We start from the raw sequence: 12,505 nt of genomic DNA, 5'->3' as shown, positions 1-12,505 counted from the left end.
TGCAAAAGTGGTCTCTGAAACCGCAAAAATAGTATCTTCAAGTTTACCAAAAAAATAAGTTGCACTATTACTGTACAACTTAAATGTATCAATATAAATATCGTATTTGAAGGACAGTGATGTAACATTGCTTTAGCATAACCAATTTTAATAATATAAAGAATAAAACCGTTTAAAAAATATATTTAATGGAGGAAAACAAAATGAAGAATATAATCAAAAAGATAGATACTAGAAGGATCCGTATAAGAATGATCAAAGCAGCAATTACGCTTTGTACTCTTTGCATGGCAATTTGTTCTACAGCAATGGTCGCGTTTGCCGACAGCGAAAACAACACACCTTCCAGCATTTCAAAGACATCAACTATGAACACAATAGTTTCTGTTGTTTTCTGGATAATCAGAATCATAATACTTATCGCTGGTGGTGGTCCTGCACTTATTAAAATAGTTCAGGGACAGGCTGACGAAAATCCGCGTGATAGAAACGCCGGTATTATTGCAGCTGTTGTTACAGGCGCTTGCTTTGCAGCTTCGTTCGTAATGGAAGGCCTCATCAAGCCCTAAGATTCACTCAAATAATAAGTAATATATGTATGTGATCTGTTCTTTTAGCTCACAGCAATATTAAGGAGACTATTAATGAGACCGTTATCAATGTTAATAATCGCTGCTGATTCGTTAGGCGAATTAGTCGATATAATAATGTGGATCGCACGATGCCTAATATTAGTAATCGGTGGCGGCGTTGGACTTGTATATATAGTAAGAGGTAAAACAGACGAAAACCCAAAAACGTTCACAGACGGAATTCTTTCTCTCAGTGCTGCCGGAGTTTTATTTGCCGCTACATTTGCCGTTGCACAAATATTCAAATAAAATGGTGATAATAATGAAGAAACTACTCCCTATCTTTTTAACTTTAGTTGTTTGTTTTTTCTCAATGATTCCGATTCGTTCATTTGCGGAAGAACAAGCTGAAGCCACTGAACAGGTCACTACAGTCGCCTCAAATCAAGATATAATTGATTTTTTAAATAGTATAGGAGGCAGTCAACAAGATGAAGAAGATGAGCCTGTTGGTGAAGATGAATATATAAAAACAGGCACTATATTAGATAAAATTTTAGCACTCCCCCATGCACTTGTCAAAGTTGTAAATACAATATATAAATGGTTTATAGTTCTACTATGTACAACAGACCCTGGTGCTAAAGAAATTATTCCTTCAGAGGTAAACCAGTTTGAATTTGGAATCGATTTAAACCAAATAACAGATCCAGGCACACCTTTAGGGAAATGCGCAGAAGTTATTAAAATATTTGCATACGGTCTTGTACTTCTTTTCTTTGGCGTAAATCTGATAGAGCAGACAGTAAAATATGAAGTATTTAATATGAAAGGAATAGCAAGACTTTTTGGAAGGCTGCTACTGGCAAAAATCATAATCGATATCAGTGCAACAATATGTATTCTAATAATTAAGATAATAGGAGCTATTACGCTAGATATATTATTCGGTTTTGATTTCACAAGGGATATTCTTCCCAACTTTGAAATAAAAATGCAGGATAGTAATATACCGATCATAGGAGCTATAATTGATGCGCTGATCGCCATCTGCTTAGCAGCTGCACTAATTAGTTTAATTGGTTTATATCTTATTCCTTTATGTATATTGGTAATTAAACTAATTATACGTACAATAGAACTTGCAATACTTGTAACTGTTGCTCCTGCATTCTTTGCATGCCTTTCATCAGATGTTACAAAGGAATATTTCAAAAAATTCATCTCGGTATTTCTGCCTGTCGCTTGCCAAACATTGTTTATGGCGATTCCGCTTGTAATCTGTCTGAATTATATGACAACAGACCAAACATTCCAGATGAACGGACTATCTGCTATTGGCAAAACACTGCTTAATATAATACCTCATCGAATAATAATGTTGGCAATATTCGTTATTATGATAAAACCACCTAAGGTACTAACAAATCTTATAAAGTAAGGAATAAATACATGATAAAAGCAAAAATCACAAAAAACATAATGCAAAAAACTAATAATAGCCTTGGGCTGACGCCTAAACAAATGATCACTGGCGGCATTGCTTTTGCAATAGGCATTCTTATGTATGTTCTGTTAAGAAAATATATGAGCTTTATACTTCTGTCAACAATAATATTTATTTTCCTTGCTTTAGTTATCGGTTTCGGTGTAATCAACATACAAGGTATGAACTTGATGCAGTTTGTGATAAAGACACTTAAAGGCGCGGATGTAAGATATTACAAGCAGGAAGGGGTGTACATGAATGATATTCAAAAAGAAAAATAATAATTCTTTATTCTCAAACGGAATGAAAATACCCAAAACCGCACAGGACACTATTCCCTTCTGGGAAGTATATGAAAATGGAATTTTCCTTGTCGGGGAAGACAGATATACTTTGATCTTTTCATTTGAAAATCTCGATTATTCACTCCTACGTGACAAGGAAAAAGAAGATATATATGAAGGCTATCAAAAGCTCCTCAACGCACTTCCTACAGATGTTCATTATCAGGAATTCATAATGAATTCAGCCATTAATTCTGAACAGCTCCGCAAAGCTATGATACCTGAAAACCGATCTATTGAAAATGAGCTTTATGATAACTATTACAACGACATTCTTGAAGAAAAAATAGAGCTGTCAACTCAGGCATGTGCAAAAAAAATAATGCTCATTGCCTTGTCATACAAACCTTTGACAAAGGTGGATAATGCGAATGTTCTCTTTAAGTATTTCCGTGAATTACAGACATACTTTTCTAATCTTGGCGTCGAAACGTACCAACTGATGCCTGAGGACGTATTCAGGATAGTGCATGAGTATTACCACCCATTCGATACATCAGAGTTTATGCTCCCTTCAAATTATTTCTCAAGAGGAAACAGACTAAAAGACTATATCTGTCCTTCCATGTTTGCATTTAAAGGCAAGGAAGCTGAGGTAGGACCATCTCTTACACGAATAATGTATGTACACAGTTATGACAGAGAGCTCGATGATACCTTTCTGTCTGAATTCATAGATAATAACTTCAAAATCGCTCTTTCCAAGCATGTTTCAAGAGTCGATAAGGGAATGGCTCTTGAAAAGGTAAGGCAGGAAATATTCAATATACAGGCACAGATACAGAAAAGAATGGAGGACAATCACAAAAAAGGCGGCAACTTCATTCCATTCCGTCTAAAGGACAAGCTTGCAGAGCTCGAAGAATTGCAGCAGCGATTAGCAGGAAGCACAATAGAGCTTTTTGAAGTATCTATTTTTATTTCTCTTTCTGCCGAAAACAAGGACGAGCTTGAGGAGCTCACAAAATATATCAAGACAAAGGCTGCAAAGCATCAGGTCAAGCTAAACTATCTTGTAAGACAGCAGGAAAAGGGTATGAACAGTGTTCTGCCTTTCGGAGTTGACCACCTGAATAAAGCAGTATGTACGTATCTTCTTTCAGACGCTGCCTCCGTTCTAATCCCATTTTCTTACCGTACATATTTTACAGAAAACGGCGTTTTCTACGGTATCAATATGATAACAAATGGAGCTATCATTCTTGACCGCACTTTGGAAATGAACTCAAACGGATATGTACTTGGTACATCAGGTGCCGGCAAGTCAATGACTGAGAAACTTGAAATGCTTGAAGTCCGAAATAAATACCCGAATGATGAGATGATAATCATCGATCCCGAAAATGAATACGGTGTTCTTGCACAGAGCGAATTTTTTAACGGTGAAATACTTAAACTTTCACCTAACTCGCCTACAAAGTATAACATCTTTGATATTGATCTTTCTTTCTCTGAGGAAGGAAGAGACGCTATTGCCATAAAGGCAGAATTTATAATGACGGTCGTTGAGACTATGAAGGGAACTTCTCTTACATCGGAAGAAAAATCAATTCTTGACCGATGCATACACGAATCGTATTTTGAATTTCAACAAGACGGAGGAAGAGATAAAGACAAACTTCCCACACTTACTACGCTCTATGATCTGTTAAAATCACAGCCAGAGCCAGAAGCATCACAGCTTGCTCTTATACTGGAGCTGTACGTTAAAGGATCATTAAAGAATTTCGCTGATAAAACAAATATCGACGTACAGAAAAAATTCCTCGTGATAGACATTGCCGACATGGGTGATCAACTGCGTTCAGTCGGCTTGCAGATAGTACTCGAATTCGTTTGGCAGCGAGTAATCTCAAATAAGAAGCGCGGTATCAGAACATGGCTCTGGTGTGATGAGTTTTCGGTAATGTTCGGTGAAAACTCATCTCAGTCCGGTAAATTCTTTGTAAAAGTATATAGCCGTATAAGAAAACACGGCGGAGTTGCTACAGGCATAACCCAGAATATTATTGATGTTCTTCGTTCTCCCGACGCACGTTCAATGCTTGAGAATGCTGAGTTCAAAGTTCTTTTGCAGCAGAAATCCGAAAACCTGAAAGAAATATCCGAATTCTTTGAATTGTCACCAACACAGGAGGGATATTTGAAAACAGGAAAAAAAGGAACCGGTCTCATTATCTGCGGCAAAAAAGTTATTCCGTTTGATGGTACAATAAAGGATCAAGGAAAGGTATATGAAACTATATCCACTAAATTCAGCGAATATCAAAAACGCCTTGCTGAGAAGGGTGCAGTATGAATGAACAGAATCTCATAAAACAGTTTACCGAAAATATTAAAATGGAATTTGATGTCAAGACTGTATCGATATATAAAAACGGTGAAAAGTTTTGCGGCAGCCTCCTTGACAGCGCAGCCATTGAAAAATATTTAGCTCTGCCATGCACGACAATATATAAAAGCTCTGGCAGCAAATTCGTTACTCGCTTCGCTATTGGGAACAATTTGTATCTGATTTATTTTTCATCAGACAGTTCTGATACTTTCGATGGTACAGAAGCAGGATATATTTTAGCCGATATAAAAAAAATAATGGGAAAGCTTGGTGATTAAATGAATGTCGTTCTTCTTTGTGACAAGAAATACATTAAACCATTTAAAACAGCTGTAAAGAAAGATCCAAATATAAATCTTATCGGCATAGAACCGATATTAAAGGGAAATACAATGAGCAGGATCGCCGATCATCATAATCCTCATGTGCTTGTTGTCTATGACGATGTTACCAAAAAAGAAGGTATCACTGTAAGTGACTGTATTTCCTTTCTTCGAATGCGAAAGCCAAATATGCGTATTATATACGTATATGGCAAAGTCGAGAATATAAACGAGTTCACGTTACTTTCAGAACAGCTTATAAATAATGGCATAACAGATATTGTCACTGATACTGACGCCAAAAAGGTCATTAATGTTATTGATGAACCCATGTCCGAAGATGATGTTCATGTTTTGATCGATAAGCTCAAGGCTCCAGATGAAGAGATACCGCATGAGGAATTGTCTTGCTCCGAAACTGTTACAAAGCAAAGCTATGAATCTTTAGCTATTGATTTCCCAACGGTAACAGCTCACGATAATTTCGATATTGATAACATCGTATATGAAGTCTCCGAAATCAATGAAAGTGAACGTCTAAAAATCGGCATATCGCAACTACAGCATCATATTGGATGCACACATACAGCCTTTGAATTTGCTGCTATGTTGTCAAAAGCTAAAAAAGTGGCGATTATAATGGCTGATACTGATACATTTGAAGCTTTGGCTGTATTTCATCACATCAATCCTATCAATGCAAAAAGGGGACTCATAATGAACGGTATCGCTGTATTTCCTTACGAAATGCGTAATCAGATCGCTAACGAATACAGTATTATCATATACGATTTCTCTTTCCTCAAAGATGAAAAGCGCAAGGCCTTCGATGAATGCGATATAAAACTCATGCTAGCTTCAGCTGCAGAATGGGACATTGCCAAAGTCGTGAATTTTATCAAATTTAATGAAGAAGAATATGCAAGATCAATTACATTCCTTTTCCCAAGAGTTACACAAAGCAAGTTCTTAAAGTATAGCAAGGCGTTGAAGAGATCCGGAATTAATGCATACAGACTTCTCGACAGTCCAAACTGGACATCACCTGTCGAGGGCAATTTGGCGGATTATACACATATAATTGAAAACTATATCATCACTAAAAACGCGAAAAAAGCTAAACGACCCAAAAGGAAACTTATCAGGGTAAAAAAGGTCCATAGATTGTTAAAGCTTAGAGCATAGCGTTTATTTTGAGCAAATTATTTTAGTGGTTACAGTGATGTGTTATATTGTCTGCAAAAATATAAAGTATCTACATTTCTAGAAACATCTGATAAATCTTTTTCAGTCATGTCATTTATGGCGGCGCAAGTATTAAGACATTTCAACCAAAACTCGGTCATGCTGATATCGTTTCACCAACAAATATCTCCATTGTATTGCTGAAGCTGATACCGAAGTCGCAAAGGTTCTAATCAATATGCTAATAAGTGAATATAAACGGCCTGAGAAATAGGCAGTACAGAAAACACGATAATAATAGGGACTCTCCGAATTGGAAAGTCCCTGTTTTTTATGCAATAGTGCCCTCAAAGTATTCAATTAAATACAACAATAAAATACTTGATTTATTGCTGTAAGCAGTATATAATTTATTTATAATTAGTGTGTCCTCAATAACCGCCATATTGCGGTTATTGCCACAGACTTTGTTTGGGGAGCACAAATTTCATAAAAAACAGCGAATTTGAGGAGACACCGATTAATCAAGTGCTTATAATAAAGCAATAAAAGGAGGTATAACAATGATACGCAAAAAGGTTTTTACCGCTATAGCAGCTGTCGTTCTTTCCGCAGCAAACGCTCTCACTGCACTGCCCTCATGGACAGCCGCAGCAAACAGTGCTGAACCTTCACATACTCAGAACGAGTCCACTGAAAAAAGCGACAGAACAATCAGTATATATACCGGATCGCTTGTAGATCACACAGTACAAAAAACCGGTACGTGTACGCTGAAAATTTCATGCATTGATATTACAACAGGTGAAAAGGCTGCATATTTCTCTTACGATTATCAGATTGCCAACGAATACATCGACGGTAACTATCCGTTAGGCAGGAAAGAAGAAAAGCGCTCTGATGAGGTTTACGAATTGTACCCAGGTATAACATATTCCTTCTCATTCTGGGTACAGGGTATGCAAACTTTCATCGACAGCTATTTCGTTCATTTTGACAGTGAAAACCAGACAAAAGAGCTGGTCGTAAAAGCATATCCGAAAAACGCTGCAAAAAATGTACAAATAAAAGCCCATGACCTGACCGGTATTTCATCAGATACAAAAAAGGAATCTTATGACAGCGATAAGCTCATGGAACAATTCCAGTACGTCTATGTCTATGATGAGAACGGAGAGCTCTTTGCGAGAACTGCTATGGAAGGACAGAATGACATATACCTCCCCGACGGTAAGTACAGTATCAAGGTAATTCCTGCGTTATCCTACAGGTGTACTGGGCCCGGCGGAAATTTACTGCCCATTGAAGTAAAGGACGGCAAGCCAAACAACAATCTTGATTTCTACTTTGAAAAAAATGACGGCAGCAGAGCTCAGACTCTCGGCATAAATGTAATCGACGCTCAAACAGGTGAGAATATCGACGATATCAGCTTTTATGTAAACTATTACAGTGAATATTTATCCGGTACTCCGAATTTTCCCGAAAATTTTCCTGCTTTTGGCGAATCATACTCTCAGGAGACCGAGTCTGGAAGTGATGAATTCGGTTACAGTACGGCCTTCAGTTCAGAACTGTGGGAACATATTGATTTATTCCCACAAAAGAGTATTTTATTCGAGACCGGCACCGACGAAACGGTAACTGTTCCTGCTTTACGTACATACTATCGGATTATGTTCCTTTCAGTCCCTTTAAAATATCGGGGCTACTATATCGCGGAATGCGATCATGAAGACGGCGTCATTTTTGATTTTACTGACAGCGGCTCAGTATTCTTCAATGTTCTCGATGAAGACGAGAAGAATATCACAGTAAAACTTATTCCTGTGCCCGAAGAAGAGTATCCGACAAAAGGCAGCTGCTCGGCTGACATATCCGTTGTGGATATGGATACAGGCGAGAATATAGAAAACGTAAATGCAAGACTCACGCTTGAAGGCAGTACTACTAGAATAAACGTCGGAAAATGGAACACCTCCGATTCAACATCACAGTCCTTCAACGAACTCCGCGATTCGGTAAACTACCGGTTGGAGCTCAGCAATGTCCCAGAGGAATACGTATGTGAAACTTCCTACAGCTTCCGTTTTGACAATGACGGTGAGAAAAAGGATATCACAATAAGAGCAAGGAAAGCCGGTATTGAACCAAATGTTCCGATAACAGCCAACGACTGGACTGGCTTCCTTTTCAATGACAATGCAAAGAATTACGGTATAAGGAAGATGCGAAAGCCCGTCACGGTAACGGTATACGACGAAAACGGCAGCTTATTCGTTCAAGATACAATAAACGCAAATGGCAGCATTTACCTTCCCGACGGGAAATACATAATTGAAGCAACTACGGAAAAGAGCACTGGGTTTCCGGATTACAAGCCCGTTTCCACGGACGAAGAAAGAATTCAGAGAGCAGCGGAGCTCCTGCCCGACGAGGTAATACCAGATGGTAACAAGATAAATCTCACCGTAAGTGATGGAATCCCCGACAAGGATATCTGCTTCTGCTTTGAAGAGGGTATAGAAACGCCAGACGTGGAATCAAAGCTGAGGATACATATTATTGATTCTGAAACAGGCGAAACTCCAAAGGACGTGATTTGCAAGGTCAATGAAGGGCTTGCCTACCGGACGCCGCGAGAGATGGAATACAACACGAACGAAGACGATGATATAACCCTTGAGAACCTCAACGGAACATACAATATAAAAGTCTATTCTCCTGCTCAGTATAACAGCAGCTTCTTCTTTGAATACTCTCCAGACAAAGGTTTGTACGCCGACGGTATATCATTATTTGAAGTTTCATTCACGCTTTATCCCAAGGACGATAATGATGTTTATATAAAGCTAGTTCCTAAGCATTCAAAGAACGATGACAAAGGCGACAACTGCTGTGTAAATGTTTCAGTTATTGACAGTGAGACAGGAGAATACATTCCTAATATCCATTGCAATGTATATCTGAACGGAAGCGACTATAATATCCCCGTTGCCGGATGGAACTCGTCTGATTACAATATCGGATGTGTAAGAGGTCTTTACGCAGGTCAAAGCTATTTATTGTCGCTCTTTGACATTCCTAGCGGTTATATATGCAAAAACGATGTATATTTCAGCTTTGACGCATCTAATGAAACAAAGGACATAACACTTTATGCGTTTAGGTCTGAAAACACCAATGTTTACATAAAAGCTATTGACATTTCGGAGGAACGTCCTAAGGAAAATTATATTTCGTATAAGAACTACAGGTTCATGGGATACGACGAATTCCTACTCGAAATCTATGATGCCGATGGCAATGTCGTATACAGAAACGCTGCGGGAGAAATGTTTCTCCCCGACGGCGAATATACTGTAAAAGCCGTGTCCCCTTACTTCGGTTATAATCTGCCGGACGAAAGCTACCCGAAAACAAAAGCTGCCATGAATCAGATTACAGACTACAGGATTGCTGCCAACGGAGAGCTGAACATAACTGTAAAGGACGGTCAGATGGCGGAAAAATGCTGCTTTCTCTTCATAAACGAAAAGGAATACAGTGAAGCTACAAACTATGGTGACTCTAACTGTGACAGTACTGTAGACCTTGCAGATGCTGTGCTTATAATGCAGGCACTGGCAAATCCTGATAAATACGGTCTTAACGGAAGCTCGAAACTATGTATTACTACTCAGGGGCTCAATAACGCAGATGTTGACAGTACAATAAAGGGACTGACTTCAAACGACGCTCTTTGCATACAGAAATACCTACTCGGAATAATAACAGATCTGCCAGTATAATAATAGGAAGTTTATTATTAAAAGCAGGTTGGTTATATCATCTAAAAGAATTACTATTCAGATAAAAAAGCAGCTTCCAAATGACGTATTTACGCCTTTGGAAGCTGTTTTTATCACAACTGTAAAACTCCGAACATATATGATAATACACGCAGAAACTGTAATCATACAATCTGTTAACGGATTTATACATGGTGCTAAAGTAACACGTTTGATAAAGACAAACCAAGATTCACGTTTAAATACTTGTTATTTATCTCTATGAAGAAGCACAATGATTATTCCTCTTAACCTGCGTTGTTTTGGTACAAATAAAAATGAAATATAGAGTTTTGGAATTGTCAAGAAATGTGCAGTCGGAGAATACCAAAAATCTTGGATAGGCAGATATCAGGCAGCGTGATGAGACAGCCCTGTTGAAGTTCTTAGTGCCACAGGTGGGAGACCACCTGCATTGAAGCTGTTGATCCTCTGGGTGTTGTAGTAGCCGAAGATGTATCGGAAGATGACTGTTCTGACCTCTTCACGTTTCATTCGGTATGTAGGTATCTGATACAGCTTTTCTTTTTTCACTGTGGCGAAAAAGCTCTCCATGCGAGCGTTGTCATATCAAGAAGAATATTTTAATTCTGATACTGGTGCAAATAATCTATGGCGAATTCAATTTCAAAGTCATTTTCTGAATCACTAAATATCATCATAGCCGCATCATAATCCACCGGTATTCTTAAATCCAACCCAACTTTTGCCTGACGTTCAGCAGTTACTTCAAGGATATCATTATTCTCATCAAGGGAGTAGATTATGGGACAATGTACCTCAAACATATCATCTGAAAGGTAACATACCCCACCTGTTGTCTGTACAGAATTAGAGGAACAAGTGATTCCCATTACAGTTACATTCGGACATTGAGACAACAGATGTGTGAGATCATCAACCGCGCTGACAGTAGCATCATTAACAATCACTGCAACAGATAATTCCTTCCATTTTCCTTCATCAAAAGTATGAAATGTATTCATCGGTATGATATGACCATATCTTTCAATGGCTGCTTTATTTGTCAGTTTTCTGTCAGCGAACAAGGACGCCACTGCATTGCCTACCTGCACATATCCCCCGGAGTTATTTCTCAGGTCTATAACAAGGTATTTCATGCCGTTGTCTGAAAGCTCCTGTAACTTGGCATTGAGTTCTTCATAAACTTTTTTGTGCTTACCAATGCAATATGTAAGAATGTCGTCCATATGATCTCCATAATGCTCATTTGTTATTCGAAGATAACCTGTATCATCATTCAGCATTCTACATGAAAAATTTTCACCTGAAATTCTGTTTATACTGTAAAAACGGCTCAGCACTATCGATTCCCTTGTTTTATAGCTTCCAATAGAATCAAGATGAACACTTTTGGTACTGCCATCATCCGCAATAAAAGTTACAATAACGGTTTCTCCGCCCTGGCCTGCAAGAAATATAGGCTTCATCAGGGCTTCATTTTCTAACACCTCAAACTGATACCAATAATCAAGACATCGTACATCAAGCATTGCCTCATTAACATCAACACCGTTCCATTTTTTGATTACAGTACCATTATGGATACCTGCCTTCTCAGCCTGCGAATCTTTTTTGACCATAATTGCAATGGTATCTCCGTTGCTTATCTTATACATACTCAGCCCGTAATCATTTCCGGAAAGTTCTTCCTCTGCCCGATATAAAACGTCTCTGTTTTGTTCGAACCAGATATGTGAGTCATAAAACTCATACTGATACTCTAAAAGTGCCTTTGCAAATGCTGTTTTATCATTATTCTTCTCTGCTTCTTCAACCACAGGTAATAATTTTTCTTTCAGTTCTTCAAAGTTGATATTTTTATAATCCCTGCTGACGTAGCTTTCTGACATTGAATCTATCATACAAGAAAAGGATTCTGCCCATCCAAGCTCTGAATAGTCAGTAACGTAAGTATTCTGCACTAATAAGATGATAGCAACAAAATATGTAATAACTCCGCCGCCCACCATTAAGCCCTTTATTACATTTGAGATATGGAATTTTCCTTCTTTTTTGCTGTCAGGAATCCACATCGTTACCGACAACATCAACAGTATAAGACAAAGCAAGCCTCCCCTCATAATAAAATACTGGTAGGTTGCAGGATGTATATTCATAGCCGCATAGATGATACATAATACAAATGGCAAAAATCCTGCACACCCTCGTATCAGACGTTTCTTTGTACTGCTTTTTGTGACTTTCTTGATTATCGGCGTTGTAATAAACCATATAAGCGTAAACAGTAGGATAAGCTTTGTCCATTTTTCAGTGCTGACTATCATAAGAATAATTGAGGCTAATATATTCATTGTCATTCTCCATATTAGTAGTTTTAATAAAGTTGATCCGAATCAAATACTTATTCTTATTATACATCAATCCTATCAAAAAAACAATGAG

At 38.0% G+C, this 12,505-nt stretch carries 10 protein-coding genes; 8 read left to right on the top strand and 2 right to left on the bottom strand.

Annotated features, from left to right (window positions below; translation table 11 throughout):
* The first annotated feature begins 203 nt into the window (after positions 1–203).
* The 8 genes from J6U00_RS14345 (at position 204) to J6U00_RS14310 (ending at position 10,039) form a co-directional block, all read left to right on the top strand.
* Complete coding sequence (locus J6U00_RS14345) at positions 204–569, top strand: hypothetical protein (RefSeq protein WP_296582978.1); 366 nt, start codon at positions 204–206, stop codon at positions 567–569.
* 75 nt (positions 570–644) lie between these two features.
* The gene (locus J6U00_RS14340; RefSeq protein WP_296582977.1) at positions 645–881 is read left to right on the top strand and encodes a hypothetical protein; all 237 of its coding nucleotides are present in this window, start codon (positions 645–647) and stop codon (positions 879–881) included.
* A gap of 13 nt (positions 882–894) precedes the next feature.
* Positions 895–2,013 (top strand): type IV secretion system protein, encoded by a 1,119-nt coding sequence (locus tag J6U00_RS14335; RefSeq protein ID WP_296582975.1) that lies wholly within the window; start codon positions 895–897, stop codon positions 2,011–2,013.
* Between the two features lie 11 nt (positions 2,014–2,024).
* Positions 2,025–2,342, top strand: a complete 318-nt coding sequence (locus tag J6U00_RS14330) for a PrgI family mobile element protein (protein WP_296582974.1) — start codon at positions 2,025–2,027, stop codon at positions 2,340–2,342.
* Entirely contained in the window at positions 2,320–4,704 is a 2,385-nt protein-coding gene (locus tag J6U00_RS14325; RefSeq protein WP_296582973.1) for a VirB4-like conjugal transfer ATPase, CD1110 family, read from the top strand. Before J6U00_RS14330 ends, J6U00_RS14325 begins: the two co-directional genes overlap by 23 nt.
* Positions 4,701–5,018, top strand: coding sequence for a hypothetical protein (locus J6U00_RS14320; RefSeq protein WP_296582971.1), 318 nt, complete (start codon positions 4,701–4,703; stop codon positions 5,016–5,018). The genes J6U00_RS14325 and J6U00_RS14320 overlap by 4 nt, the downstream gene beginning before the upstream one ends.
* Positions 5,019–6,248: a hypothetical protein gene (locus J6U00_RS14315; RefSeq protein ID WP_296582969.1), complete on the top strand. Its 1,230-nt coding sequence runs from the start codon at positions 5,019–5,021 to the stop codon at positions 6,246–6,248. It abuts the gene before it with no gap.
* 563 nt (positions 6,249–6,811) lie between these two features.
* Positions 6,812–10,039, top strand: a complete 3,228-nt coding sequence (locus J6U00_RS14310; protein ID WP_296582966.1) for a dockerin type I repeat-containing protein — start codon at positions 6,812–6,814, stop codon at positions 10,037–10,039.
* A 390-nt stretch (positions 10,040–10,429) separates the two neighbouring features.
* On the opposite strand, the gene J6U00_RS14305 is transcribed toward J6U00_RS14310, so the two are convergent.
* Together J6U00_RS14305 and J6U00_RS14300 are read right to left on the bottom strand one after the other, a co-directional pair.
* Positions 10,430–10,633: an IS3 family transposase gene (locus J6U00_RS14305; RefSeq protein ID WP_296582964.1), complete on the bottom strand. Its 204-nt coding sequence runs from the start codon at positions 10,631–10,633 to the stop codon at positions 10,430–10,432.
* 29 nt (positions 10,634–10,662) lie between these two features.
* Complete coding sequence (locus tag J6U00_RS14300; RefSeq protein ID WP_296582962.1) at positions 10,663–12,252, bottom strand: S41 family peptidase; 1,590 nt, start codon at positions 12,250–12,252, stop codon at positions 10,663–10,665.
* Positions 12,253–12,505: the final 253 nt, after the last annotated feature.

It is taken from the genome of Ruminococcus sp., from assembly GCF_017650195.1.
Classification (GTDB): domain Bacteria; phylum Bacillota; class Clostridia; order Oscillospirales; family Ruminococcaceae; genus Ruminococcus.
Note: the sequence above shows the minus strand (reverse complement) of the source record. Positions and strands in the feature narration are given on the sequence as shown.

Excerpts from the sequence above, each read along its gene's own strand:
- J6U00_RS14320 (WP_296582971.1), top strand. The coding sequence starts at position 4,701 with ATGAATGAACAGAATCTCATAAAACAGTTTACCGAAAATATTAAAATG.
- J6U00_RS14345 (WP_296582978.1), top strand. The coding sequence starts at position 204 with ATGAAGAATATAATCAAAAAGATAGATACTAGAAGGATCCGTATAAGA.
- J6U00_RS14330 (WP_296582974.1), top strand. The coding sequence starts at position 2,025 with ATGATAAAAGCAAAAATCACAAAAAACATAATGCAAAAAACTAATAAT.
- J6U00_RS14340 (WP_296582977.1), top strand. The coding sequence starts at position 645 with ATGAGACCGTTATCAATGTTAATAATCGCTGCTGATTCGTTAGGCGAA.
- J6U00_RS14325 (WP_296582973.1), top strand. The coding sequence starts at position 2,320 with ATGATATTCAAAAAGAAAAATAATAATTCTTTATTCTCAAACGGAATG.
- J6U00_RS14305 (WP_296582964.1), bottom strand. The coding sequence starts at position 10,633 with ATGGAGAGCTTTTTCGCCACAGTGAAAAAAGAAAAGCTGTATCAGATA.
- J6U00_RS14310 (WP_296582966.1), top strand. The coding sequence starts at position 6,812 with ATGATACGCAAAAAGGTTTTTACCGCTATAGCAGCTGTCGTTCTTTCC.
- J6U00_RS14335 (WP_296582975.1), top strand. The coding sequence starts at position 895 with ATGAAGAAACTACTCCCTATCTTTTTAACTTTAGTTGTTTGTTTTTTC.
- J6U00_RS14315 (WP_296582969.1), top strand. The coding sequence starts at position 5,019 with ATGAATGTCGTTCTTCTTTGTGACAAGAAATACATTAAACCATTTAAA.